This window comes from Pandoraea cepalis, assembly GCF_902459665.1.
Lineage (GTDB): Bacteria > Pseudomonadota > Gammaproteobacteria > Burkholderiales > Burkholderiaceae > Pandoraea > Pandoraea cepalis.
This window is the reverse complement of the sequence record NZ_CABPSL010000001.1, coordinates 477,932-501,847: the sequence shown is the minus strand read 5'-3', so window position 1 is coordinate 501,847 and position 23,916 is coordinate 477,932. Positions and strand designations below refer to the sequence as shown.

25 protein-coding genes are annotated in these 23,916 nt (G+C 64.9%); 9 read left to right on the top strand and 16 right to left on the bottom strand.

The features are described 5' to 3' along the window. Positions 1-201 precede the first annotated feature (201 nt). Entirely contained in the window at positions 202-1,122 is a 921-nt protein-coding gene (locus PCE31106_RS02295; RefSeq protein WP_150562251.1) for a methyltransferase domain-containing protein, read from the bottom strand. Positions 1,123-1,225: 103 nt separating this feature from the next. On the opposite strand from PCE31106_RS02295, the gene PCE31106_RS02290 reads away from it, so the two are divergent. After that, positions 1,226-2,074, top strand: coding sequence for a ComF family protein (locus tag PCE31106_RS02290; RefSeq protein WP_174974925.1), 849 nt, complete (start codon positions 1,226-1,228; stop codon positions 2,072-2,074). Positions 2,075-2,090: 16 nt separating this feature from the next. Beyond that, the gene (gene trmL, locus PCE31106_RS02285; protein WP_150562249.1) at positions 2,091-2,561 is read left to right on the top strand and encodes a tRNA (uridine(34)/cytosine(34)/5-carboxymethylaminomethyluridine(34)-2'-O)-methyltransferase TrmL; all 471 of its coding nucleotides are present in this window, start codon (positions 2,091-2,093) and stop codon (positions 2,559-2,561) included. Here trmL and PCE31106_RS02280 read toward each other — a convergent pair. From PCE31106_RS02280 to PCE31106_RS02260, 5 genes are all read right to left on the bottom strand, one after another. Then, positions 2,543-3,073, bottom strand: a complete 531-nt coding sequence (locus PCE31106_RS02280; protein WP_150551805.1) for an O-acetyl-ADP-ribose deacetylase — start codon at positions 3,071-3,073, stop codon at positions 2,543-2,545. The genes trmL and PCE31106_RS02280 overlap by 19 nt on opposite strands. Positions 3,074-3,228: 155 nt before the next feature. Continuing rightward, entirely contained in the window at positions 3,229-4,248 is a 1,020-nt protein-coding gene (locus tag PCE31106_RS02275; RefSeq protein ID WP_017232704.1) for an NAD(P)H-dependent glycerol-3-phosphate dehydrogenase, read from the bottom strand. A 63-nt stretch (positions 4,249-4,311) separates the two neighbouring features. Then, positions 4,312-4,818, bottom strand: coding sequence for a protein-export chaperone SecB (gene secB, locus PCE31106_RS02270; RefSeq protein WP_017232705.1), 507 nt, complete (start codon positions 4,816-4,818; stop codon positions 4,312-4,314). 65 nt (positions 4,819-4,883) lie between these two features. Beyond that, complete coding sequence (grxC, locus tag PCE31106_RS02265; protein WP_150562248.1) at positions 4,884-5,144, bottom strand: glutaredoxin 3; 261 nt, start codon at positions 5,142-5,144, stop codon at positions 4,884-4,886. A 17-nt stretch (positions 5,145-5,161) separates the two neighbouring features. Then, complete coding sequence (locus PCE31106_RS02260) at positions 5,162-5,569, bottom strand: rhodanese-like domain-containing protein (RefSeq protein ID WP_017232707.1); 408 nt, start codon at positions 5,567-5,569, stop codon at positions 5,162-5,164. A gap of 234 nt (positions 5,570-5,803) precedes the next feature. Here PCE31106_RS02260 and gpmA point away from each other — a divergent pair, with 234 nt between their 5' ends. From gpmA to PCE31106_RS02245, 3 genes are all read left to right on the top strand, one after another. Next, complete coding sequence (gene gpmA / locus PCE31106_RS02255) at positions 5,804-6,550, top strand: 2,3-diphosphoglycerate-dependent phosphoglycerate mutase (RefSeq protein WP_130024740.1); 747 nt, start codon at positions 5,804-5,806, stop codon at positions 6,548-6,550. Positions 6,551-6,979: 429 nt separating this feature from the next. Beyond that, positions 6,980-8,503, top strand: a complete 1,524-nt coding sequence (locus tag PCE31106_RS02250; protein WP_017232709.1) for a S41 family peptidase — start codon at positions 6,980-6,982, stop codon at positions 8,501-8,503. 70 nt (positions 8,504-8,573) lie between these two features. Beyond that, positions 8,574-9,326: a HesA/MoeB/ThiF family protein gene (locus PCE31106_RS02245; RefSeq protein ID WP_150562247.1), complete on the top strand. Its 753-nt coding sequence runs from the start codon at positions 8,574-8,576 to the stop codon at positions 9,324-9,326. A 154-nt stretch (positions 9,327-9,480) separates the two neighbouring features. Here PCE31106_RS02245 and ptsP read toward each other — a convergent pair whose 3' ends face one another. The 9 genes from ptsP to PCE31106_RS02200 form a co-directional block, all read right to left on the bottom strand. After that, the gene (gene ptsP / locus PCE31106_RS02240; protein WP_150562246.1) at positions 9,481-11,217 is read right to left on the bottom strand and encodes a phosphoenolpyruvate--protein phosphotransferase; all 1,737 of its coding nucleotides are present in this window, start codon (positions 11,215-11,217) and stop codon (positions 9,481-9,483) included. A gap of 144 nt (positions 11,218-11,361) precedes the next feature. Further along, positions 11,362-11,631, bottom strand: a complete 270-nt coding sequence (locus PCE31106_RS02235) for an HPr family phosphocarrier protein (RefSeq protein ID WP_017232712.1) — start codon at positions 11,629-11,631, stop codon at positions 11,362-11,364. A gap of 3 nt (positions 11,632-11,634) precedes the next feature. Next, positions 11,635-12,048 carry a PTS sugar transporter subunit IIA gene (locus PCE31106_RS02230; protein WP_017232713.1) on the bottom strand — a complete coding sequence of 138 codons (414 nt, stop codon included), beginning with the start codon at positions 12,046-12,048 and terminating at the stop codon, positions 11,635-11,637. A 169-nt stretch (positions 12,049-12,217) separates the two neighbouring features. After that, positions 12,218-13,156, bottom strand: coding sequence for a glutathione synthase (gene gshB, locus PCE31106_RS02225; RefSeq protein WP_017232714.1), 939 nt, complete (start codon positions 13,154-13,156; stop codon positions 12,218-12,220). A 60-nt stretch (positions 13,157-13,216) separates the two neighbouring features. Further along, on the bottom strand, positions 13,217-14,509 hold the full coding sequence (locus tag PCE31106_RS02220) for a helix-turn-helix transcriptional regulator (protein ID WP_150562245.1): 1,293 nt from the start codon (positions 14,507-14,509) through the stop codon (positions 13,217-13,219). Between the two features lie 436 nt (positions 14,510-14,945). Next, on the bottom strand, positions 14,946-16,235 hold the full coding sequence (gene gshA, locus PCE31106_RS02215; protein ID WP_017232716.1) for a glutamate--cysteine ligase: 1,290 nt from the start codon (positions 16,233-16,235) through the stop codon (positions 14,946-14,948). Between the two features lie 357 nt (positions 16,236-16,592). Beyond that, complete coding sequence (gene amt, locus PCE31106_RS02210; RefSeq protein WP_246181717.1) at positions 16,593-18,062, bottom strand: ammonium transporter; 1,470 nt, start codon at positions 18,060-18,062, stop codon at positions 16,593-16,595. Positions 18,063-18,148: 86 nt separating this feature from the next. Then, on the bottom strand, positions 18,149-18,487 hold the full coding sequence (locus PCE31106_RS02205) for a P-II family nitrogen regulator (protein WP_010804740.1): 339 nt from the start codon (positions 18,485-18,487) through the stop codon (positions 18,149-18,151). A gap of 13 nt (positions 18,488-18,500) precedes the next feature. Then, complete coding sequence (locus tag PCE31106_RS02200) at positions 18,501-19,322, bottom strand: TorF family putative porin (RefSeq protein ID WP_150562243.1); 822 nt, start codon at positions 19,320-19,322, stop codon at positions 18,501-18,503. 393 nt (positions 19,323-19,715) lie between these two features. Here PCE31106_RS02200 and PCE31106_RS02195 point away from each other — a divergent pair, with 393 nt between their 5' ends. Together PCE31106_RS02195 and PCE31106_RS02190 are read left to right on the top strand one after the other, a co-directional pair. Continuing rightward, positions 19,716-19,964, top strand: a complete 249-nt coding sequence (locus PCE31106_RS02195; protein ID WP_017235617.1) for an accessory factor UbiK family protein — start codon at positions 19,716-19,718, stop codon at positions 19,962-19,964. A gap of 292 nt (positions 19,965-20,256) precedes the next feature. Further along, positions 20,257-21,795 (top strand): YifB family Mg chelatase-like AAA ATPase, encoded by a 1,539-nt coding sequence (locus PCE31106_RS02190; RefSeq protein ID WP_150562242.1) that lies wholly within the window; start codon positions 20,257-20,259, stop codon positions 21,793-21,795. Positions 21,796-21,817: 22 nt separating this feature from the next. On the opposite strand, the gene PCE31106_RS02185 is transcribed toward PCE31106_RS02190, so the two are convergent. Continuing rightward, complete coding sequence (locus PCE31106_RS02185; protein WP_150562241.1) at positions 21,818-22,357, bottom strand: hypothetical protein; 540 nt, start codon at positions 22,355-22,357, stop codon at positions 21,818-21,820. A gap of 99 nt (positions 22,358-22,456) precedes the next feature. Between PCE31106_RS02185 and PCE31106_RS24220 the strand changes: the two genes are divergently transcribed. Together PCE31106_RS24220 and PCE31106_RS02175 are read left to right on the top strand one after the other, a co-directional pair. Further along, positions 22,457-23,203: a thioredoxin domain-containing protein gene (locus PCE31106_RS24220; RefSeq protein ID WP_254440885.1), complete on the top strand. Its 747-nt coding sequence runs from the start codon at positions 22,457-22,459 to the stop codon at positions 23,201-23,203. Positions 23,204-23,357: 154 nt separating this feature from the next. Next, positions 23,358-23,852: a TlpA disulfide reductase family protein gene (locus tag PCE31106_RS02175; protein WP_437343781.1), complete on the top strand. Its 495-nt coding sequence runs from the start codon at positions 23,358-23,360 to the stop codon at positions 23,850-23,852. Positions 23,853-23,916: the final 64 nt, after the last annotated feature.

Genomic DNA, 23,916 nt, shown 5'->3' with positions numbered 1-23,916 from the left:
CCCAATGTCTCGCCCGAAGGCGATTCGATGGCGTGGCGTAGCGAAGGCAATCCGCAAGGCCCTGTGCTCATGCACGCCGTGAAGCGCCATTTAAGCGAATCGGGCGTGCGCAGAACACCTGCAAGGTCGTGTAGGACGCAGGATACGGTGGGTCGTCAGGGCGCCTGCGGGAGGGGTCGGGTCCGCGAGACTCAGCGAAACTCAGCGAGGTCGGCCACCGCGGCCGATGTCCTGAAGGCGAACGACGGCATTGCCGGCCGCATCGGTCTTCTCGGGAATTTTCCAGGCGTGCCCGTAGACGAGTTCGAACGTCAATGCGATCGTGCCGTCCGCACCGCGCTGACGTTCCAGCGCCGCACGCAAAGCCGCAAGACGTGCCCGACCGGTGAGGCCCCGACGACGCTCGGGTCGTGGATTCACGCCGAGCAACCGCACGTCGCGCAGCAACGTGTCAGGCGATTCGAACGTCAACGTGAGGCGCTCCATGTCCGTGACGGGGGTATCGAATCCACTCGCCACCATCATGTCGCCCAAGTCATGCATGTCCGTCGGCTCAAGGGCATGCGGCGCGTCATCGACTTCCGCCCACGCCGCTCGCAACTCCCGCAGGGTGTCGGGACCATAGGCCGAAAACATCAGCAAACCGTCGTTGCCAAGCACGCGATGCCATTCGGGAATGACGCGATGCGGCTCGCGATACCAATGGAGCGCGAGGTTCGACCAGACGAGATCGAAGGTGCGCGGCGCGAACGGCAGCGCGGAGAAATCGGCCTGCACGACGCCATAGGGCGGCGCACTGCGCAGCAGTCGGCGCCAACCGGTTGCTGCGCCTGCCGCCGCGGCGGCCTTGACCATCGCGAGCGACGCATCGAGCCCCACGCGATAGGCCTCGGGGTAACGCTCGCCGAAGCTCAGCAAATCGCCGCCCGTGCCGCATCCGGCATCGAGCACGCGGGTCGGCTTCAGCTTGATGTAATCGAGTCGGCTCGCGAGCCGCGATGCCACCTCCCGCATCAGGAAGTCGGCCTGCGGCCAGTTCGGCGCTCGGCGGTCGAACGCAGTGCGCAAAAAGCGAGCGGAGAACGCGGAGGACGGGGTCGGGGGAGCGGCGGAAGGCTTCATGGGACGGGCGAAAAGGCGAGTCGGCAGTATACTCGTTGCTGTCCGAATGCATCGTGCACCGCCACGCGCCCCGGCGCACGCCGTCCCATGCCGAGCATCGACGATGTCGACCGCCCCGCCTTCCCACCACTTCATCGCCGCTATCACCTTGCCCTTCCTCCCTGCCACCTTGCCAACGCTCGCCAAGCTTGCTGGCGGGTGGCTGCGCATGGCGTTGCCCGATCACTGCGCGCTTTGCCACCGGCGCGCACCGCGGCAGATCTGTGCCGATTGCGCACACGCCTTCGACGCCGACCGGCCTGATGCGCCGTTGCGCTGTCGCCAATGTGCGGTCGCATTGCCATCGCGGCCCACTTACGCGGACGAAACGGACTCGCAAGGCATCGGAGGTGCGACAATTTGCCGCACCCCACCCCCGCTCGTGTGCGGACAATGTCTGCGGTTGCAACCTGCGTTCGACACGACACTGACGCTCGCAGACTACGTGGCACCGCTCGATACGCTGATGATTCGTCTGAAATACCAAGGCGCCCTGCCATTCGCGCGCGAGTTCGGCGAACGCCTCGGCAACGCCCTCTCGAATTGCCGAGACGAGGCTGCGCTGCTGGTGCCCGTACCGCTGGCGCCCTCGCGACTCGCGACGCGGGGTTTCAACCAGGCGTGGGAAATCGCGCGGGTCGCGTCGCGGCGGGCGCATCTGCCCGCCAGCGCCCACGTGCTGCACCGTGCGCGAACGACCGCCGCGCAGCGACGCCTGTCGCGCGATGAACGCCGACGCAACCTGCGCGGCGCCTTCGTCGCGAGCGACCAGGTCCGTGGGCGTCGGATTGTGCTTATCGACGACGTGATGACGACGGGTGCGACGTGCGACGCCGCGGCCGCCGCCCTCAAATGCGCCGGCGCAACGCATGTGATTGCGGCAGTCGCATTGCGCACGCCGCTCACCTCATAACTCTGTCTCAACGCTCATGTTCAACGTCGTTCTCGTCAGCCCCGAAATTCCGCCGAATACCGGCAACGTCATTCGCCTGTGTGCCAATACGGGCGCGCGCCTGCACCTGATCGAACCGCTAGGCTTCCCGCTCGACGACGCGCGTATGCGCCGCGCCGGGCTCGACTATCACGAGTATGCCGAGATGAAGGTCCACCGGGATTGGGCCGCGTTTTTGAGCGCAGAAGCGCCGGATCCCACGCGCATGTTCGCGTTGACGACGCGCGGTTCGCGCCCCTTCGGCGAGTTGTCGTTCGCCGAGGGCGATTGGTTCGTGTTCGGATCGGAAACCCGCGGCCTCGCCCCGGAACTGCTCGATACATTCGCCGCGACGCAGCGCGTGCGACTGCCGATGCGCCCGGGCAATCGCAGCCTCAATCTTTCGAATACGGTTGCCGTCGTGGTCTTCGAGGCGTGGCGTCAACAGGGTTACGCCGGCGGGTCCTGACTCGCCAGTTCGGCGCGATAACGCGCCAGCATCGCACCGTCGAAACAAACGAACTCGACGTGCTCGATGCTCGGGAAATGCGGCAGCGCGTCGCGCACGGCGAAGACAGCCAGCGGCACCGCCAGCTCGGGGGGATAACCGTAGATGCCGCAACTGATGGCCGGAAACGCTACGCTGCGACAGCCGTGCGCCGCCGCCAGACGCAAGCTCTCGCGATAGCAGCTCGCGAGCAATGCAGGCTCATCGTTCGCGCCACCGTGCCAGACCGGCCCCACCGTATGAATCACGTATTTCGCCTTGAGTCGAAATCCCGGTGTGAGCTTGGCCTGTCCCGTCGCGCAACCCTGCAGTTTGCGACAGGCGTCCAGCAATTCCGGGCCGGCGGCACGATGGATCGCCCCGTCGACACTGCCGCCGCCCAACAGCGATTCGTTCGCGGCATTCACGATGGCATCGACCGACGATTGCGTAATATCGCCTTCGGAGGTGTGGAGATGGGCAACTGGCGACATGGGTTCGACTCCCTTGTGCGAGTGCCGACGACGGGATTCCGCCATCGGGGAAACGGCGCGCCGACCCTCCTGCGCAACATCGCAGGCCGGTCATGCCGCGCCGGGCAAGACCGGACAACCGTCGCAACTTGTCAGTGATGCGTCAGGGCGACGCCTCAGCCCGCAGGGGTGTCGTCCTCGCGTTCCGCCCGGGCATCGCGCCGCAGCAGGGATTCCACCGCCGCACGGGCCGGTAACCCCTCGAACAGCGTAGCGCATACCGCGTCGGTAATGGGCATTTCAACACCGTGCGCGCGGGCCAGATCGCGCACCGCACGTGCACATCGTACGCCTTCCGCGACGTGCCCCAACGATGCCAGCACGTCGTCGAGCGACTTGCCCGACGCCAGTTGCAGACCGACGGTTCGATTGCGCGACAGATCGCCCGTTGCGGTCAGGATCAGATCACCCATGCCGGCCAGCCCCATGAACGTCTCGGGCTTGCCGCCCAGCGCGACGCCCAGGCGGGTCATTTCGGCCAGACCCCGCGTGACGAGCGCCGCGCGGGCATTGAGTCCCAGACCGAGTCCGTCACTGACACCCGTGGCGATGGCAAGCACGTTCTTCACGGCGCCGCCGACCTCGACGCCGACCACGTCGTCACTCGAATAGATGCGCAGCGCGCCGAAGTGACACGCGGCGATCGTCAGTTCGCACAGCGACGGCACCGCGCTAGCAATGGTCAGCGCCGCAGGCAGTCCCTGGGCGACTTCGCGGGCGAAACTCGGCCCGGAGAGCGCGCCGCCCGCCACCTGAGGGAAGACCTCGGCAACGATCTGGTGCGGCAGCAGTCCGGTATCGGACTCGAAGCCCTTGCACAGCCAGATCAGGTTGTGCGGCGCATCGGCCGCAAGCGCCATATGGCCGGCCAGTGCCCGCAGGCCGGCCACGGGCACAGCCGCTACGCACAAGGCGCGTTCCCCCGTGCCATGCGTGAGCGCCGTTGCGAAGTCGGCTTCGAATCGCAGACGAGGCGACAGCGGCGAACCAGGGAGGTAGAGGGAATTTTCGTGCGAGGCGTTCAGTTGCTTCACGAGCGCCGCATCGCGCGCCCAAAGGACAACCTCATGGCGTGCCGCCATGTGACTCGCCATCGCGGTGCCCCAGGCACCTGCACCGAATACGGCAATCTTCATGAGAGAGGCCTCGACGCGAAGGCTGACGCCTGGCCGGCCGTCGCGTCGATCAAGCGCAAGCGCTTAGTGGGTCTGGGCGGCCGAGCCGTCGGGCATCACGATGCCCGGGGCCGGCGTTTCGCCGTTGGCCGCTTGTTGCTCGGCCAGTTGCGCCAGTCGCTGTTCGTACAGTGCCTGGAAATTCACTTCGGCCAGATGGATCGGCTGGAAACCGGCACGGCTGATGGCATCGGCCACGTTGGCGCGCAGATACGGGTAGACGATCGTCGGGCAAGCAATGCCAATGAGGGGGTCGAGCTGTTCGACCGGCACGTTGCGAATCTCGAAGATACCGGCTTGCTTACCTTCGACCAGGAACGCGACCTTGTCCTTGATCTTGGCCGTCACGGTGGCAATCACGGCGACTTCGAAGATCTCCTCGGCCAGGCGTTCGGCGGCGACGTCCAGTTGCACTTCCACGGTCGGCATCTCTTGCTCGAGGAAGATCGCGGGCGAATTCGGCTGCTCGAGCGACAAATCTTTCAAGTACGCGCGCTGGATGCTGAAAAACGGCTGATTCTGGTCGGACATTTTGTTTCCTTGGGATAAGACAGCCGCGCAGACACGCGGCTGGGCGCACTATTTTGCGGGCGGTATCAGGCGGCTTGCAAGAGCGGCGCGAGGCCGCCGGCACGGTCGAGTGCCGACAGATCGTCGTAACCGCCGATGTGGCGCTCGTCGATGTAGATCTGCGGCACGGTGCGGCGCCCTGTGCGCGTCATCATTTCCTCGCGGCGGGCGGGTTCCTTGTCGATCAGAACCTTCTCGATTTCCTGAACGCCACGCTGACGCAGCAGTCGCTCCGCCATCTGGCAATACGGGCACACTTGCGTGCTGTACATCACGATCTTCGGCATGACTGGCGATTCCTCGATTACTTCACGACCGGCAGGCCGGCTTCCTGCCAGGTGGCAATGCCGCCCTGGAGGCTGAACGCCTCGGCGTAGCCGAGACCGCGCAGCAACGTCTGGACGCGCGCGGCGCCCTGCCCGTTCTTGCACACGATCAGGACCGGTGCGGCCTTGTTCTTGATGACCTGCCCGACCTTTTGTTCGACGTCGTCGAGCGGCAGGTTGCGCGCGGAGGGCAAGTGGCCTGCGGCGAACTCTTCGCCAGAACGCACATCGAGCACCACGGCGCCTTTACGGTTGATGAGCTGGGTCGCTTCCACAGTCGACAGACCGCGCCCGCCACGCTTGAATACGGGCCATGCCAGCATGCCCCCCGAAACGAGGGCAATGGCGATCAGCGCGAGGTTGGTGTAATCAGTAAAGAACGTCACAAACCACCTGAAAAATATCAAAAGAATCCGATCATTATAAAATAATCCGTGATTGCGCCGACGGGTTGCGTTGCCAATCGCTGCGCCGGACGTCGGCGGCCCCCTCGCCGCGCCCCCGAACGTCTCTGAATTGTTGCCGCAAATCCCCTTGCCGGGCCTTGCTGCGCAAGGCGCGGCGTGTAGCAATGCGCTCGCCGGCTGCCCCCGCTTTCCAACTCTGACTGACGTTTTCTCATGTACAAGCTCGTTCTCATCCGCCACGGCGAATCGACGTGGAACAAGGAAAATCGCTTCACCGGCTGGGTCGACGTCGACCTGACCGAGAAGGGCGCCGCCGAAGCTATTCAGGCCGGCAAATTGCTCTCTGACGCCGGCTACACGTTCGATCTCGCCTATACGTCGGTCCTCAAGCGGGCGATCCGCACGCTCTGGCATGTGCAAGACGCCATGGACCAGATGTGGATTCCCGTCATCCATAGCTGGCGCCTGAACGAGCGTCACTACGGTGCGCTCGCCGGCCTGAACAAGGCCGAGACCGCCGCCAAGTACGGCGACGATCAGGTGCACGTCTGGCGGCGCAGCTACGACACGCCGCCGCCGCCGCTGGCCGCGGATGACGAGCGCAGTTCGTACCGCGACCCGCGTTACGCCAAGCTCAAGCGCGACGAGATTCCGCTCACGGAATGCCTGAAGGACACTGTGGCGCGCGTGCTGCCGTTGTGGAACGAGTCGATCGCCCCGGCCGTGCGCGCCGGCAAGCAGGTGCTCGTCGCCGCGCATGGCAATTCGCTGCGCGCCCTCATCAAGCATCTCGACAACATTTCGGACGACGATATCGCCGGTCTGAACATCCCGAACGGCACGCCGCTCGTGTACGAGCTGGACGCCGACCTCCAGCCCATCCGGCATTACTACCTGGGCGACGCGGAGAAGATCGCCGGCGCGTTGGCCGCCGTGGCCGCGCAAGGCAAGTCGAAGTAAGCGTCGATCCTCGCCTGCGCCAATTGACGACACCGAGCGCGCCGCCCCCTTGCGGCGCGCTCGCCCCCCGTTTGGCGTGCCGCTACGTTCCTCCCTTCCGCCGCTTTCGCGGCACTTCCCCCCAGCACGTCCCCCGCTGCCCCCTCCAGTAACGCGCCGTAACACGATTTCCATCGCTTTCGGGCATCCTGCCCCGCGAGGTCCAATCCTCGCCAATGCTCGCTCCGCCAGCGAAAGCCCGCCGTTATCGAGCCGCGTGCCGGAAACATCCCCCACAAAGTCGCCGCAACCGGAACTTTTCGTAGAACCACTCAGGAAAACTCCCTGTCGAATGGGCAATGCCCGCCCTGCGGGCAAACGGTTATACTTCGCCAAAGTGCGCGCGCCCCTTGGCGGGCGCCCCGAAAAATCCGGAATTTCCACGCCTATATGCGCCAAACCCTCAAACACATCGGCCTGATCGTGCTGGGCCTCGCAACCGGTGCGGCTGCCACCCTCGCGTTCTCGCAGGCTTCCGCACAAACCGCTACCACGCCGTTGCCGCTCGAACAGCTCCGGCTGCTGGCCGAAGTGTTCGGTCAAATCAAGCGCGAGTACGTGCAGCCGGTCGACGACAAGAAGCTGCTGACCGCAGCCATCAAGGGCATGGTGTCCAGCCTCGATCCGCATTCGTCCTATCTCGACAAGGACGAATACAAGGAGTTGCAGGAACAGACGCGTGGCCGCTTCGCCGGTCTTGGCATCGAGATCTCTCAGGAAGACGGCCTCGTGAAGGTCATCTCGCCGATCGAGGACAGCCCGGCCTTCAAGGCGGGCCTGAAGCCCGGCGACCTCATCACCCGCATCGATGACAAACCCGTGCGCGGCATGACCCTCGATCAGGCGGTCAAGCGCATGCGTGGCGCACCCGGCAGCAAGGTCACGCTGACCATCTACCGCAAGTCGGACGAGCGCACGTTCCCGGTGTCCATCGTGCGTGCGGAAATTCGCGTCCAGAGCATCAAGGGCAAGATGCTCGAGCCGGGCATCGCTTACGTGCGCATCACGAGCTTCCAGGAACGCACGGTGCCGGATCTGGCCAAGAAGCTGCAGGAGCTGGCCAAGGATCAACCGATCAAGGGTCTCGTGCTCGACCTGCGCAACAACGGTGGCGGCATTCTGCAGTCGGCCGTCGGCGTGTCGGCAGCCTTCATGAAGGAAGGCGCCACGGTCGTGACGACCAACGGCCAGATCGAAGACGCCAAGCAGAAGTACACGGCCACCTTCGACAACTACCGCCTGTCGGCGAGCCCGGACGATCCGCTCAAGGGCGAAGCCGCCTTCTGGAAGACGGTGCCGATGGTCGTGCTGGTGAATGCCTACTCGGCCTCGGCCTCGGAGATCGTGTCCGGTGCGCTGCAGGATTCGAAGCGCGCGCTGATCATGGGCAAGACGACCTTCGGCAAGGGCTCCGTGCAGACCGTGCGTCAACTGTCGCCGGACACAGCGCTGCGTCTGACCACGGCCTACTACTACACGCCGAGCGGCCGCTCGATCCAATCCATCGGCATCACGCCGGACGTGCCGGTCGACCAGAATCCGAAGGGCGATCCGGAAGACGTGCTGGTTACGCGTGAAATCGACTACCAGAACCATCTGCACAACACGCAGAAGCCCGACGAGCAGAAGGCCATCGACGCCCGCGAAGCCCGTCGCCTGGAAGAATTGCGCCGCCTCGAGGAAGAAAACGCCAAGAAGACGCCGGAAGAGCGCAAGAAGGAGCGAGACGCGCGCCTGCCGGATCTGGGCAGCGCCGACGACTTCATGCTCCAGCAGGCCGTTCATCAGCTCAAGGGCGAGCCGGTCCAACGCACGAAGTCCCGTCTGGAAGCCAACGCCGGCCCGATGCCGAAGGACGCGTCCAAGGCTGCCAGCCCCGCCGCGACGCCGGCCAAACCGTCGGACAAGAAGTAAGCATCGGCTTTACACTACAAACCGTGCCCGCGAAAGCCGGCACGGTTTTTTTATTCTTTTCCGTTTTGCGATGAACGACGACCAGTTGCTGCGTTACTCCCGCCACATCCTGCTCGACGAACTCGGTATCGAGGGTCAGGAGCGTCTGCTCGCGGCCCACGCCGTGATCGTGGGCGCAGGCGGTCTCGGCTCGCCCGCCGCGCTTTACCTCGCGGCCTCCGGCATCGGACGCATCACGCTGATCGACGACGACGACGTCGATCTCACCAACCTGCAACGCCAGATTCTTCACGACACCGACAGCGTCGGTCGGCCCAAGGTGGTCTCCGGACGCGACCGCATTGCGCAGATCAACCCCGGCGTGGTCGTCGACGTCGTCACCGCACGGGTGGACGAAGCGCAGCTCACAGCGCTCGCCCGCGGCGCCACCGTGGTGCTCGATGGGTCGGACAACTTCGCGACACGTCACGCCGTCAATCGGGCTTGTGTCACGGCGAGGGTGCCGCTCGTGTCCGGCGCGGCCCTGCGCTTCGACGGGCAGATCAGCGTATTCGACGTGCGCGACGACGCGTCGCCGTGCTACGAATGTATCTTTCCCGCCGACGAACCTTTCCCCGAGCAGGCCTGCGCCACGATGGGGGTTCTCGCCCCGCTCGTAGGCATTATCGGCAGCATGCAGGCGGCCGAGGCGATCAAGCTCATCACGGGCATCGGGAAGCCGCTCGTTGGGCGCCTACAGATGCTCGATGCCCTCAGAATGAGCTGGCACACCATGCACTGCACCCGCAATCCAGAGTGCAAGGTCTGCGGCCAGCGCCACTGAAGGCATAGGGTCCGGCCGACGTTGACCGGGCGTCGCACGAACCCTCAAATCGCGCTCAATGCCCGCTGAGCGCGGGCGAAAAAAACGGGCCCCCTGTGACAGGACGCCCGCTTTTTCGTACTTGTGGGGGATGCGCGACGCCCCGGCCTGCCCGTCAGGCCGCCGTCAGGCGCGCCAGCGCCGCCTGCATCTCCTCGGGTTCAGTGGCGGCGAGCAGCTCCTGGACCGGCCGTTCCAGATCCGGCAGATGCGCCCGCAGGATTTCCTGCTTGACCTGCAGCAGTTGGCTCGGATGCATTGAAAACTCGCGCAGGCCCATGCCGAGCAGCAGACGGGTCGCCGTCGGATCGCCCGCCATCTCCCCGCATACGGCCACCGGCACGCCGAACGCATGCGCTTCGCGAATGGTCATGGCGATGAGTCGCAGCACCGCCGGATGCAGCGGGTCGTACAGATGGGCGACGGCGTTGTCCGCGCGATCGATCGCAAGCGTGTATTGAATCAGGTCGTTCGTGCCAATGGACAGGAAGTCGAGCCGCTTCAGGAACATCGACACCGTGAGCGCCGCCGCCGGCACTTCGATCATCGCGCCCAGCTTCACGCCCGGGTCGTAGAGCAGGCCCGCCGCGTCGAGCTGCGCCTTCGCTTCGCGAACGAGTTCGAGTGTCTGGTCGATTTCCTGCGCATGCGCGAGCATCGGGAACAAAACCTGCACCTTGCCGAAAGCCGACGCGCGCAAAATGGCGCGCAACTGCGTGAGGAACATGCGCGGCTCGGAGAGGCTCCAGCGAATGGCCCGCAGCCCCAGAGCGGGGTTCGGCGCCGTCTCGTACGACTCATGACTGTCGAGTGGCTTGTCGGCGCCAACGTCGATGGTCCGGATCGTCAGCGGCAGACCTCGCATCGATTCGACGGCGCGCTTGTACGCCTCGAACTGCGCCTCTTCCGCCGGCGCCTCCTTTTCGTTCATGAAGAGGAATTCCGTGCGAAACAGCCCCACGCCCACCGCGCCGGCGGCGACCGCCGTCGCCGCGTCCTCCGGCAATTCGATGTTGGCCAGCAACTCGATGTGGGTGCCGTCGATCGTCTGCGCGGGCGAATGCTTCAGACGCTGCAGACGGCGCTCCTCGAGCGCACGCTCGCTTTGGCGGTAGCTGTACTCCTCGAGCACGATCGGCGCCGGGTCGACGATGACGATACCGTGATCGCCGTCGATGATGATGACGTCGTCCTGCTTGATGAGCAGGCTGGCCTGCGCGACGCCGACCGCCGCCGGGATGCCCAGGCTGCGCGCGACGATGGCTGTATGCGACGTCTTGCCGCCAAGATCCGTGACGAAGCCTTTGAACGTCTGCGACTTGAATTGAAGCATGTCGGCCGGCGCGATGTCGCGGGCCACGACGATCATGTCGTCGCGTGGCGTCTCAGCCACCACATGGCGAATGCCGGGCGCACCGGCGAGCGCCTTGAGTACGCGCTCGGTCACCTGTTCGATGTCGGCGCGGCGCTCTCGCAGATACTCGTCGTCGATCTCCTCGAAACGGGCGACGAGCACCTCGAGCTGTGTGGTCAGCGCCCATTCCGCGTTGTAGCGGCGCTCGCGAATCAGCTTGATGACGGCGTCGGCGAGCAACGTGTCGTTGAGGATCAGCGAGTGAACATCCAGGAATGCGCCCATCTCGCCCGGCGCATCGTGGGGCAGTTCAACCTTGAGGGTATCGAGTTCGTGCTGGACAGTCGCCTGCGCGCCGTGAAAGCGCGCGATTTCGTCATCGACCTGGGTGGCGTCAAGCAGATAGTGCGGGACATCGAGCGTGGCGGGCGCGAGCAAGTAGGCGCGTCCGATTGCGATGCCGCGGGAAACGGGAATGCCGTGCAGGGTGAAAGACAAGGAAGTCTCCCGGTTCAGAGGCGGATGATTCGACCGAAGTCCGTGTATTTTGCCGCGTACGGGCGGCGCTCGGCACGGTGAGTCGCCATTGGGCACAGGCGCGATCGACGCTCGCGGCGCACCGCGACTCACCGCAACGGCGTGTTACTCCCCTTCGCCGAACTTGCTCGCGATGAGCGCCAGGATTTCATCCATGGCTTGTTGCTCGTCAGCGCCTTCGGTCTCCACTTCGACCGTCGCGCCAATCCCGGCAGCCAGCATCATGACGCCCATGATGCTCTTCGCGTTGATGCGCCGACCATTCCGGGTCAGCCAGACCTCACTCTGAAATTTCGCCGCCAATTGCGTCAGCTTTGCCGATGCCCGGGCATGCAAGCCCAATTTATTTACGATCGTCGTTTCTTGTCGAAGCATGTTTCAGTGTGACGTAGTGTGTGTGGCCGGCGCACCCGCGCCGACTTCCAGAATACCTTTAGATCCGCCCGAAAGCACCTTCTCCACCAACGTGTCGAGCGGCACCGAGCGATAGCACACCGCTTTGATGAGCATCGACAGGTTCACCCCCGAGAGCACACGCACCTTCGGATCGACAAGTTGCGCAGCAACATTCGACGGCGTGGCCCCGAACAGATCGGTGAGGACCAGCACGCCGTTGTCTTCGTGCAGCTGCGCGAGGCGTTCGCGCGCGGTGACGACGAGTGCCGCCGTGTCCTGGTCGGGCACAACGTCGATCGCGCCGATGTGCGCCGGACAACCGCCGTAGATATGCGAAACACACTCGCGAAGTGCCGAGGCGAGCGGTGCGTGAGCAATAATCAGAATTCCAGCCATGATGCTAGGTACGCCAAGCGCCGCGCGCGTTTGGAAGACAAACACAACGGCGAACGCGAACCTGTCGTTTTTGGGACTGTTATTTTAGCAGGCGCGCAAAAAACCCGAATTTTCATCAAGTTAGGGGCTGTCTGAAACGACTCGTCGCCCGACCGGCCCCGGATGTGCCTTACACCGCCCGTTCCAGCGCGTCGATGAACATCTTCGGCACGTCGAAGCCGGTTTGCTCCGTAATTTCCTGGAAACACGTCGGACTCGTGACGTTCACTTCCGTGAGGCAATCACCGATGACGTCGAGCCCTACGAGCAGCAGGCCACGTTGCCAGAGGATCGGCGCCAGTGTTTCGGCAATCTGACGATCGCGCGCCGTCAGGTCGCGCGCCTCGCCCACGCCGCCGGCAGCAAGGTTGCCACGCACTTCATTGCCCTGCGGGATGCGCGCCAGCGAGTGCGGCACGACCTGGCCGCCGATGACGAGAATCCGCTTGTCGCCCAGCACGATCTCGGGAATGAAGCGCTGCGCCATCACCGAGCTGGCCCCGTATTCACCGAGCATTTCGATGACCGACCCAAGGTTGCGGCCATCCGGCCCGATGCGGAACACCCCCGTGCCGCCCATGCCGTCGAGCGGCTTGTAGATCACGTCGCCATGTTCGTCGTGAAAGGCGCGCAGGCGGTTCGCGTCGCGCGTGACCAAGGTCGGCGTCACGAACTGCGGAAACTCGGCGATCGCCATCTTTTCGGAGTGATCACGAATCGAACTCGGCTTGTTGAACACCCGGGCACCGGCGCGCTCGGCGACTTCCAGCAGCCACGTGGCGTTGATGTACTCCATGTCGAACGGCGGGTCCTTGCGCATGAGCACGGCGTCGAACTCGGTGAGCGCGCTCACCCGCGTTTGCACCACGTCGTACCAGGCTATCGCATCGCCCGTCAGGCGAATTTCCCTGACGCGCGCATCGACCGCCGCGTTTTGCCATGCCATCTCGTGCGTCTCGCACGCAAAGATGCGGTGCCCTCGACGCGCAGCCTCGCGCATCATCGAGAACGTGGTGTCCTTGTAGATCTTGAACTGGTCGAGCGGGTCGGCGATAAAGAGAATCTGCATCGATCGGCGGGAGTCTTTGGGGGTTCGGATGCACACACCGCGGGCAGCGGCGACAGGCGTCTATTCTAGCCGAGGCGCCATTTTGCCGCTGTGCGTCGCCTCGACGAGCGGCGCGCCGCGCCCCCCCAGCGCACGTGCGCCGCTTCCGAGCGTCGCCGTCCCGCCCAGCCCGAGCAGCAGCGATGCGTCGCGCACGGGGTCCAGACGGGCGCGCATGAGCGACAAATGCGTCTTGAGCGTTTGCACGCCAATCGCGCAAGCCTCGCGCGTCTGGGCGCGCGACTGCCCAGCCAGCAACCGCATCGCGATCTCGCGCTGCACCGGGGTCAGTCCCGTCTCCCAGAGACGCAGCAGCAGCCGGATGGCGGGCGGCACGGCCAGGTGCAGGGCAATGCGCACGCGCTCGGTCGCTCGCCCCCCCATCCCGCACAAGTGCGTGGCGTGCAGATGCAGCGTGCCGCCCGGCACCTCGACCGCCGTGCAGACCGGCACGCCCGGCGACGCGGCATCCGATGGGTGGAGTCTGAGTTCGTCGACCAGCGTCTGACACGCCTGCACCACGACGCACGCGTCGGGCCAAGCCCGCCCCGGCATGCGTTGCCAGACCCGTCGCATGAGCGTAAGCGCCGCGGGGTCGGCCCACTCCGGCTGACGCCGATGCCAGACAAGCGTACCCGCCACGTCATCGCCAATCGCGCCCGACGGCTCGGGCCGAAGGGACTGCGCAGGCGATGTCATCGCGGTCATCGGCGGAAAACCGGGGCGCTTGGGTGGCGTGGCGAATTCGGCGGCGGCTGTCTCGAACGCCATCACTTCGCGCGCAGTGAAACGCGGCTGCGACCTGCGGCGCGAAACAAACAATCGCAACACGCCGGGGGGTGCGATGGCCAACAGATCGGCGCCGTCGCTGCGCGCCGCTTCCTCGTCGCACGCCCGGGGCGCCGGCAACAGACAAACGTCGAGCAAGTCCCCGTCGGCGAGGCATCCCGCCAGTTCCGGCGGACGACGCAACGACGAGGGCGCCGCGCTCAGACCGCCCCGCGAGCGCCGCGCATGACCGCATAACAGCTCGCCGTGCGCGAGCGAGCGCTGTAACTCCGCCACCGGCGGCATCGCCCAATCGCTGGCGGCAAACCGCTCGCAGGCCGACAGCGGTGCCTGCGGTGCGTACCAGCAGGTGGCCTCGGCCGTCACGGCCGGGTCGTCCGACGCATGACACCAGAGCGCGGCGACGCCGTCCGCCGCCAGACGTCGGCGCAGCGTCTCCAGCCACAGCGGCAGATAGCCCAGCGTCGGTACCGGCAGTTGATGGATTTGACGAAGGCCCGTGCGTAAATCCCCGTGCATTTCCATGTGCCTCCCAGACACCCCCATTCCGAGGAAATTTCCTATTCCGCATCGAGACGGACGCGCATCCCCCGTTCGGGGGATGTGGTGCACGTCAAACGGTCGCATCATCGCTTCAATGCTGACGCGAACGAGACGGCGGATCGGCACAGTACACCGATCCAACCGTCGAAGGGGGAGCGCAGGAAACCAGTTTGCGGGGGGGAACCGCCCAGGGAAGCCCCGATTTCCGGTCGTTGCATGAGGCGACCGGTAAATGTGACGCCCGGCTAGTCGGGGGGCCAGCCGGGCGTCTTTTTCTTTTCGCCCCACGGAACTTAAAGCGTTCAAGGCCGCCGCCGCACAGGCAGGGCCTCACCTCAAATTCGGAAACATCTCAAACCAACGCGTGACCGAAAAGGCGTGAACGGATGCCACTGGTCGCCGCGCCGATCGTGCCGCGTCAATACGTTTCCGGATCCGGATCGGTGCGCTCAAGTTCGACCGACGCCGCGAGCAGCGCCAGACGCGCCACCACACCGTACATATAGAACCGGTTGGGCGGTGCCGCCCCCGGCTTGGCGTGGACATCGGGCAGTGCCGTATGCTCGAAGGCGAGCGGCACGAAGTGCATGCCCGGCGCGTTGAGGTTCTCGTCGGTCCCGCGTCCGGTGTGCACCCGGTAGAAACCGCCGACCACGTACCGATCGATCATGTAGACGACCGGTTCGGCCACGGCTTCGTTGATGCGCTCGAACGTGTAGACCCCTTCCTGCACGATCACGTCGTGCACTTCGAGGCCTTCCTTGACCACACTCATCTTGGTGCGCTCGCGCCGGTTCAGGTTTTTGATCTCGGCGGCGTCGTGCACCATCATCACGCCCATGCCGTAAGTACCGGCATCGGCCTTGATCACGACGAACGGCTTCTCGCTGATGCCGTACTCGCGATACTTCTTGTTGATCTTCTTGAGCACGGCATCGACCGTATCGGCGAGCTTTTCTTCGCCCACGCGCTCGTCGAAATCGATGCCCTCGCACTTGGCGAAGTACGGGTTGAGCATCCAGGGATCGACGTCGATCATCTTGGCGAACTTCTTGACGATGTCGTCATATGCCGAGAAATGCTGGCTCTTGCGGCGCACCGCCCACCCCGCATGCAGCGGCGGCAGGAGGTACTGTTCGTGCAGACCTTCGAGAATCGGCGGAATGCCGGCGGACAGGTCGTTATTGAGCAGGATCGAACACGGATCGAAATTCTTGAGGCCCAGCCGGCGCGGTGTACGCTCGAGCGGCTCGATCACAACGTGCTGACCGTCGGGCAACTCGATGGTGGTCGGCTCGGTGATGTCGTCCGAGAGACTGCCCAGACGCACATGGAGCCCTGCGTGACGCATGATCGTCGACAGCCGCGCAAGATTCTGCAGGTAGAAGGTATTGCGCGTATGCCGTTCGGGAATGAGCAGCAGGTTCTTGGCGTCGGGGCAGATCTTCTCGATGGCGGCCATCGCCGCCTGCACCGCAAGCGGCAGCACCTCCGGCGCCAGATTGTTGAAACCGCCGGGGAAGAGATTGGTGTCGACCGGAGCAAGCTTGAAGCCGGCATTACGCAGGTCGACCGAACAATAGAACGGCGGCGTATGTTCCTGCCACTCGAGCCGGAACCAGCGCTCGATGGCGGGCGTCGCATCGAGGATCTTTTTTTCCAGGTCGAGCAAAGGGCCTTTCAGAGCCGTGACGAGATGCGGAACCATGCTTCTCTCATATCCAGATGGAATATCGATTGTAGAGCATACGCTCGGCGCCCCCCACCCTTGGGCGGGATCGGAGGACGTAGAGTGCGCACGCCGCGGTGAGAGAAGATGGGGACGAAGCGGGGAATCGCAAGCGAAAAAAACGGGCACCCGCCGGGTACCCGTCCAATGCCGGGGGCGGCTGTCCGACCAGCCACCGGCAACCTCTCTTGCTCGCCCTGGGCCGAGGTTGGCAGCGCATCGTCGCCGATTCGCGGGCGCTTGTTGGAAGTCACGCCCGGCCGAAGCCGGGCCCAAACCATGCGATGTCACAGCGTCGAGCGGTGAGGCAAACGCCCACCACCGACGTCTGCGTCATCAGTTGTGATAAGCGGATTCGCCGTGCGAGGTGATGTCCAGCCCCTCGCGCTCTTCGTCTTCCGGCACACGCAGACCCAGCACGATGTCGGCGATCTTGAAGGCGATGAAGGCGACCACGCCCGACCAGACGACCGTGGTGAGCACGGCCTGCAGCTGGATCCAGACTTGACCGGCGATCGAGTAGTCCGGCGCCACCTTGTTGGCCACGTAGTCGTAGATGCCCGTGCCGCCAAGCGACGGGGCCGCGAACACGCCCGTCAGAATCGCGCCGAGCATACCGCCCACGCCATGCACGCCAAACACATCGAGCGCGTCGTCGGCCTTGAGCAGGCGCTTCAGGCCATTCACCCCCCACAGGCAGATCAGACCGGCAAGCAGGCCGAGCACGATCGAGCCCATCGGGCCGACGAAGCCGGCGGCCGGCGTCACCGCCACCAGACCGGCGACAGCCCCCGAGGCACCACCGAGCATTGACGGCTTGCCCTTGCCGATCCACTCACCCGCCGTCCACGACAGCGTGGCAGCTGCGGTGGCGAGCAGCGTGTTCACGAAGGCGAGCGCGGCACCGCCGTTGGCCTCCAGCCCCGAGCCGGCGTTGAAGCCGAACCAGCCGAACCAGAGCAGCGAGGCACCGATCATCGTCATCGTGAGCGAATGCGGCTTGAACGCTTCCTTGCCGAAGCCAACACGCTTGCCGACCATGTACGAGCCGACCAGACCGGCGATAGCGGCATTGATGTGCACCACCGTACCGCCTGCGTAATCGAGCGCGCCCTTCTGGAAGAGCCAGCCGGCATGTGCCGTGGCGGCGTCGGCGGCGGCAGGGTCAGTGTAAGCGTCCGGACCCGACCAGAACCACACCATATGGGCGATCGGCAGGTACGAGAACGTGAACCAGATCACGGTGAAGAGCAACACGGCCGAGAACTTGGTACGTTCGGCAAACGCCCCGACGATCAGCGCACAGGTAATGGCGGCGAACGCGGCCTGGAACGCCATGTACGCGTATTCCGGCACATTCACGCCCTTGCTGAAGGTCGCGGCGATCGAGTCCGGCGTCATGCCCTTCAGGAACAGACGATCGAAGCCCCCGAAGAACGCCCCGCCCTCGGTGAACGCGATGCTGTAGCCGTAGATCGACCAGAGCACGACCACGAGCGAGAAGATGATGAAGCACTGCATCAGCACCGAGAGCATGTTCTTCGAGCGGACGAGACCGCCGTAGAACAGGCCCAGGCCGGGCAGCGTCATCAAAATCACCAGCGCGGTACAGGTCAGCAGCCAGGCCGTATCGCCTTTGTTCGGCGGCACGGGCGTTGCGGCGGCGGGTGCCGGCGCAGCGGCCTGAGCCGACGGTGCAGGCGCAGCCGCCGGCGTCGCAGCCGTCGCTGCGGGTGACGCCGTCTCCGACGCGGCGGCAGGCGCCGAAGCGTCCTGCGCGAGCGCGGCGGTCGAGCCGAGGCCCATCGTGCCCGCGACGCCTGCGAAGGCGGCGACGAGCAACAGTTTGGCAAGCAGTTTTTTCATGATTTGTTGTCTCTTTTGTAGGACCTTCACAGCGCGTCTTCGCCGGTCTCTCCCGTACGGATTCGGACGACGTGTTCGACGTTGGACACGAAAATCTTGCCGTCGCCGATCTTGCCGGTGCGGGCCGCCTGCTCGATGGCGTCGATCGCCTGATCGAGCAGGGCGTCGCCGATGACCGCCTCGATCTTCACCTTCGGCAGAAAGTCGACGACATATTCTGCACCCCGATACAGCTCGGTATGGCCCTTCTGGCGGCCGAAGCCCTTGACTTCGGTCACCGTAATCCCCGCCACGCCAATGTTCGAGAGGGCTTCGCGCACCTCGTCGAGCTTGAAGGGTTTCACAATTGCGGTTATCAGCTTCATATTGAGTCGCTCCTTAGAATGTCTTCGACAACCCCACGACGACCGTCGCCTTGGAGAGTACCTTGCCGGAATTCGCGGCGGTGTAGTACTTCTCATCGGCGTTCGTATCGACGTAGGCGACCGACACGGAGAAGTTCTTGCCCAGGTCTTTCGACAGGCCGATCTTCCAGTCGGTGTAGCCAGCCGCGCTGAAGTTGTGCACCCACTGATGCCCCACGTGACCCACCGCCGAGAGGCCCCAGACGCCGATGTCATAGGTCGCCGTGAGGTCGAGGTAGCCGCTGTTCGACGTATCCTGGCCGTCCGGACTCACGAGGCCGAACAAACGGGTCATGGAGTGCGAGTACTTCAGCGTTACGGTTTTCCAGCCCAGGGCGGCATACAGTTCGAACGTATGCGGACGCGGGAAGAAGGCCCCGGACGGATAGGTGCCCGGGTAGTAGTACTGCAGGCCCCCGACATCGATGGTCCAGTCCGGGATGATTTCCTTCTTCCAGCCGCCGTAGAAGTCCATTTCGATCGGCGCGCTCACCGCCGAATTGCCATCCGAAATCCAGCTGATGTTCGACGCCCATACGCCCGCATACAGTCCGGATTCGTGTGCGATATCGAAACCGCCCTGCACCGCCGGGCGCTTGCCCGTTTGCGAGATCCCGCGGAAGCGGTAGTCGGAGAACAGACCGATGTTGGCGGTCACGGTCAGCGGTTCGGCCGCGGCACTCGCCGCTGTGGCGGGCGCCGCGCCATCGGCGCTCGTCTGCGCAAAAGCGCCGGCAGACATCGCCATCGCACTGGAGAACACAACGCCAGCCATCGCAGTTGACACTTTCTTCATCACTTTCCCCTGAGTTGTTATCTAACGTCTTGGTGCAGCGTGCGGCAGTTTCTGACCTGAGTAGAGCAACTCTCGTGCCAGGTCTCGCATCCCCATGCGCTGCGACGCGCAAGATACAAATTCCGGGATAAAAAATTGGCAAAATTGCGGGGACAACGTGGCGCGCGGGTGCCGGCACCGGCGACAACCCAGCGTGTCGAACGAGGGCAAATCCTTGCCGGGTAACGGTTGCGCCGTTGTGTGCGCTGGCTGGGCGCAGGAAACGGTGTTAGAGTTGCGCCAACGTTGGCGGCCGCCCTGATGCACCACCATGCACCGGTCAGACCGGCGCGCCGAAGCACACTGACGGTGCAAGCACCACATTGGTGCGAAGAATCGAAGAGAGGAAGGCTTATGAAACCGAACGAGATCCTGCAAGACATGCAAGCCAAGGTGAGTGAGTTGCTCAAGCAATCACCCGCCAAGGATATCGAGCGCAACGTCAAAAGCCTGCTCAACCAGGGCTTTAACCGGCTCGATCTGGTGACCCGCGAGGAATTCGACGTGCAGGCGCAGGTGCTCGCGCGCACGCGCGAAAAACTCGAGGCGCTCGAAAAGCGCGTGGCCGAACTCGAAGGCCTGCGCAACGAAGCGCAAGACTGACGAAATACAAGGGGCGCGTGGGCGCCCTTTGTCATTTTCGGCGGCCGAAGGCCAACGCCATGCCCCGCTGCGGCGCACCCCGCTGCCGTGTGTCGTCACTTCCCGATTCTCAGTCTAAGATCAGAATCCTCCTAAATCGCAGCGGACCTTGCCGAACCGTCGGTGCCGTCGCTCCGAAAACACCCTCCACGCCCCCGATTTCCTCCGATTGAACATTGTGCGCCGCGGCGTTCTGCGACGACTATCGACATCGATGCGATGTGATGCGTCGCAATAGTTCGAAGGAGGAGAGATGTCATTGGCAGTTGTCAGCAGCCGTGCGATCACGGGGATGGCGGCCCGCGCGGTCACCGTCGAAGTGCACTTGGCGAACGGGCTGCCCGGCCTGTCGCTGGTCGGCCTGCCCGATACCGAGGTCAAGGAAAGCCGGGAGCGCGTGCGCTCGGCGTTGCAGAACGGCCGGTTCGAATTTCCCGCCCGGCGCATCACGGTCAATCTGGCGCCGGCCGATTTACCCAAAGCGTCTGGCTGCTTCGATCTGCCGATCGCGCTTGGCATCCTCGCGGCCAGCGGTCAGCTCCCCGACGCCGGATTGCGCTCGCACGAGTTTGCGGGAGAGTTGTCGCTCACCGGCGAGTTGCGTCCGGTTCGCGGGGCATTGGCGATGGCGAGCGCCATGCTGGCCGAACCGTCGGCGCGTGCGCTCGTGCTGCCCGCGGCAAGCGCGCAGGAAGCCGCATTGGTGGAGGGCGCCACGGTCTATGGCGCGCGCACCTTGCTCGATGTCTGCGCGCATCTCGCCGAGCCCGACGTGGCGACGCCGCTGCCGCGCGCCGTTGTCCCACTGGCGCTGGCGGCGTCGGCCGACAGCGGCGTCGCGCAAGCAAGCGACCTCCCCGACCTGGGAGATATCAAGGGTCAAGAGCACGCCAAGCGTGCCCTGGAAGTTGCGGCGGCAGGCGGACATCACATCCTGTTCTACGGCCCACCGGGTACCGGCAAGTCGATGCTGGCGACGCGGCTCGCGGGATTGCTCCCGGCGCTGAGCAAGGCGCAGGCCGTGGAGGCCGCCACGCTGGCCAGCCTGAGCGCACAGGGATTCGATATGCGCCACTGGGGCCGGCGACCGTTTCGTGCGCCGCATCATACGGCGTCGGCCGCGGCGCTGGTGGGCGGAGGTAGCGCGCCGCGGCCCGGTGAAATCAGTCTGGCCCATCGCGGGGTGCTCTTTCTCGACGAACTCCCTGAATTTCAGCGCCGCGTGCTCGAAGTCCTGCGCGAACCGCTGGAGTTGGGCCATGTCACGATCTCCCGCGCGGGCGGACACGCCACGTTCCCCGCCGCGTTTCAACTCGTGGCCGCGATGAACCCGTGCCCGTGCGGCGACCTGGGACATCCGTCGCGCAATTGCCGCTGTACGAGCGAGGCCGTGGCGCGATATCGCAATCGTCTCTCGGGCCCGCTGCTCGATCGCATCGACCTGCACGTCGAAGTGCCGGCGCTGAGCGCCGAGACGTTCGCCGCGCCGGCCAGCGGCGAGCGCAGCGAAGTCGTGGCGACACGCGTCAGACAGGCGCGGGAGCGCCAGCTATCTCGCCAGGGCCAATTGAACTGCGGCCTGTCGAGCCGTGCGCTGGAGGCGCAATGCGCCCTGCAGCCGAACGCGCAGGACGTTCTGCACCGCGCGGTGACGCAACACCATTGGTCGGCACGCACCTATCATCGCGTGCTGCGCGTGGCGCGCACGGTAGCCGATCTCGCAGGCATTGGCGATATCGATGCCCATCACGTCGCAGAGGCCGTGCAATACCGCGAAGCCCCGTCATCGTAACGGGCGCGAGGCGCAGCGGCGATCACTCCAGCGTGAACGAATCGAGAAATTGGTCGACCTGGTCCTTCGCGGGAGCCTTCGTCGCCAGCACGACCACTTGATAGACGTGATTGCCGCGACCGACGAAACGGGCGGCAACGTAACGCTCCGTCTTGTCGCTGGCCTTGCCTTGCGCGGATACGCCCAGTCCGGGAATCGCAGGCGCGTCGCCCGCCTGACGCACCATGACCTGCACCGGCGCGGCGGCCCCGTCGTTCACGTTCGCGAGCAAGCCATGCTGCAACTCGGCGAGGACTGCTTGACGTAGCGTTGCGTCGTCCTTGGGCAGCGTCACCACGCCCACGGCGAAGAGTGCCGCATCGACGCGGGCAGCTTGCATGCGCATAGGCAGTGGGCCGGAGGCGAACTTCACTTCGCGCGCGTCCTGCGTCGGTTTGGCGGGATAGGTTGCGGCATACCCGCCGTCTTTGTCGTGCACCTCGCGCCAATCGTAGCGAGGGGAACAGGCGGCGAGCACCATGGCCGCGACAAGCATGACGTAGACACGGATAACGCGATTCATAGACAGGAGGATGAGCCTGAAGGGAAGGAGATTGCCATTATCCGCCATGTGTTGCGACACGAAAAACGCGCCGTTGCAGATCCCGGTATCATCGGCGGCATGAAACCCACCACGGCCGACTCATCCCGCCCATTGCCTACCGGCGTCTGCGACAGACGCGGGGCGATTGCATCCGCGCTGGCGCTCAAGCCCGGGTGCCACGCCCCTGCGCCCCCGCAAAGGGCCGGTCGCCTGATGCGGGGGCTGGCGGTGCTGACGACGGGCTTCGCCATTGGCGCGGCTGTCGCGGCGCCGGCGTCGGATGGTAGCCCGCGCCCTGCCGCGGGGCATTTCGCGTCGGCGCAAACCGCGGGCGTCACGTTACCGCGTGACGGCGGCGGCGGGTCGGCAACGCCCGCGCAGAACGACGGGGCGCGTGCGGTGCAAGCACAGGCCAGCGTGCCGCTGGCGACGGACTTCGCCGCTCACGCCCGCCGTGCCGCTTCGCTCGACACCCCGCTGATCGTGCTGGTATCGCTGCGCGACTGCGTCTATTGTGGCCCGATCCGCCAGCGCGAACTTGCGCCGCTCGTGCGCGGTGGCAAATACGAGGTGCGCGAGATCGGCATGGACAGCACAGCGCCGGTGCGCGAGTTCGACGGCTCGACGACGACGGGCGTTGCCTGGGCGCGCGCTCACGGCGTGAAGGTGTCGCCGACGGTTTTGTTCCTCGATACGAGCGGACACCCCGTCGCCGACCCGCTGATCGGCGCAGGACTCCCCGACTTCTATGGCGCCTATCTCGACAACGCCATCGCGCAGGGCCGCACCCAGCTACGCGCCGGCCGCGCCGCCGCAACGCGCTGAGAATCGGGGCTGCGGAATCGGGGCCGTGGAATCGAAGCAGCAGAATCGGGGCGGCAGAAACCCGGTTGGAAATCAGAGTAGAATCGTCGTCACCCATTGAACAATCCGCCCACACGGCTGTGTCATGAGCGCTACGATCCCCCGCAAGTCTCCCATGAGCAAGATCCTCGCCATTGCGATCGTCGCAATCGTGGCGATCGCTGGGTATTTCACGTTTGCCGGACAGAAGCGCGCGCCCGACGCGACGTTCACGCTGCTCTCGGGACAAAAGCTCGGCACCGAGCAACTCAAGGGCAAGGTCTATCTCGTCAACTTCTGGGCGACGAGCTGCACAACGTGCATGAAGGAAATGCCGACGATGGTGCAGACGTACGAGAAGTACAAAGGCCGAGGGCTGGAATTCGTGGCGGTCGCCATGAGCTACGACCCGCCGATGTACGTGGTGAACTATGCGCAGTCGCGTCAACTGCCGTTCAAGGTGGCGATGGATTCCGACGGCAGCGTGGCCAAGCAGTACGGCAACGTCCAGCTCACGCCGACGACCTTCGTCGTGGATCGCAATGGCAAGGTGCTCAAGCAATACGTGGGCGAGCCGGAATATGCGGAACTCGACAAACTCATCGAGACGGCACTGGGCAAGCAGGCTTGACGTCGCGGCTCCGGGCCACGTCACCGAATCGCCTGGCCTCCCTCGCCTCAACGCAAGCGCCCTT

What these genes read in the sequence shown, in the direction of transcription:
- PCE31106_RS02295 (WP_150562251.1), bottom strand. Translation starts at nt 1,122, where the DNA reads ATGAAGCCTTCCGCCGCTCCCCCGACCCCGTCCTCCGCGTTCTCCGCT.
- PCE31106_RS02290 (WP_174974925.1), top strand. Translation starts at nt 1,226, where the DNA reads ATGTCGACCGCCCCGCCTTCCCACCACTTCATCGCCGCTATCACCTTG.
- trmL (WP_150562249.1), top strand. Translation starts at nt 2,091, where the DNA reads ATGTTCAACGTCGTTCTCGTCAGCCCCGAAATTCCGCCGAATACCGGC.
- PCE31106_RS02280 (WP_150551805.1), bottom strand. Translation starts at nt 3,073, where the DNA reads ATGTCGCCAGTTGCCCATCTCCACACCTCCGAAGGCGATATTACGCAA.
- PCE31106_RS02275 (WP_017232704.1), bottom strand. Translation starts at nt 4,248, where the DNA reads ATGAAGATTGCCGTATTCGGTGCAGGTGCCTGGGGCACCGCGATGGCG.
- secB (WP_017232705.1), bottom strand. Translation starts at nt 4,818, where the DNA reads ATGTCCGACCAGAATCAGCCGTTTTTCAGCATCCAGCGCGCGTACTTG.
- grxC (WP_150562248.1), bottom strand. Translation starts at nt 5,144, where the DNA reads ATGCCGAAGATCGTGATGTACAGCACGCAAGTGTGCCCGTATTGCCAG.
- gpmA (WP_130024740.1), top strand. Translation starts at nt 5,804, where the DNA reads ATGTACAAGCTCGTTCTCATCCGCCACGGCGAATCGACGTGGAACAAG.
- PCE31106_RS02250 (WP_017232709.1), top strand. Translation starts at nt 6,980, where the DNA reads ATGCGCCAAACCCTCAAACACATCGGCCTGATCGTGCTGGGCCTCGCA.
- PCE31106_RS02245 (WP_150562247.1), top strand. Translation starts at nt 8,574, where the DNA reads ATGAACGACGACCAGTTGCTGCGTTACTCCCGCCACATCCTGCTCGAC.
- PCE31106_RS02235 (WP_017232712.1), bottom strand. Translation starts at nt 11,631, where the DNA reads ATGCTTCGACAAGAAACGACGATCGTAAATAAATTGGGCTTGCATGCC.
- PCE31106_RS02230 (WP_017232713.1), bottom strand. Translation starts at nt 12,048, where the DNA reads ATGGCTGGAATTCTGATTATTGCTCACGCACCGCTCGCCTCGGCACTT.
- gshB (WP_017232714.1), bottom strand. Translation starts at nt 13,156, where the DNA reads ATGCAGATTCTCTTTATCGCCGACCCGCTCGACCAGTTCAAGATCTAC.
- PCE31106_RS02220 (WP_150562245.1), bottom strand. Translation starts at nt 14,509, where the DNA reads ATGGAAATGCACGGGGATTTACGCACGGGCCTTCGTCAAATCCATCAA.
- gshA (WP_017232716.1), bottom strand. Translation starts at nt 16,235, where the DNA reads ATGGTTCCGCATCTCGTCACGGCTCTGAAAGGCCCTTTGCTCGACCTG.
- amt (WP_246181717.1), bottom strand. Translation starts at nt 18,062, where the DNA reads ATGGGCCTCGGCTCGACCGCCGCGCTCGCGCAGGACGCTTCGGCGCCT.
- PCE31106_RS02205 (WP_010804740.1), bottom strand. Translation starts at nt 18,487, where the DNA reads ATGAAGCTGATAACCGCAATTGTGAAACCCTTCAAGCTCGACGAGGTG.
- PCE31106_RS02200 (WP_150562243.1), bottom strand. Translation starts at nt 19,322, where the DNA reads ATGAAGAAAGTGTCAACTGCGATGGCTGGCGTTGTGTTCTCCAGTGCG.
- PCE31106_RS02195 (WP_017235617.1), top strand. Translation starts at nt 19,716, where the DNA reads ATGAAACCGAACGAGATCCTGCAAGACATGCAAGCCAAGGTGAGTGAG.
- PCE31106_RS02190 (WP_150562242.1), top strand. Translation starts at nt 20,257, where the DNA reads ATGTCATTGGCAGTTGTCAGCAGCCGTGCGATCACGGGGATGGCGGCC.
- PCE31106_RS02185 (WP_150562241.1), bottom strand. Translation starts at nt 22,357, where the DNA reads ATGAATCGCGTTATCCGTGTCTACGTCATGCTTGTCGCGGCCATGGTG.
- PCE31106_RS24220 (WP_254440885.1), top strand. Translation starts at nt 22,457, where the DNA reads ATGAAACCCACCACGGCCGACTCATCCCGCCCATTGCCTACCGGCGTC.
- PCE31106_RS02175 (WP_437343781.1), top strand. Translation starts at nt 23,358, where the DNA reads ATGAGCAAGATCCTCGCCATTGCGATCGTCGCAATCGTGGCGATCGCT.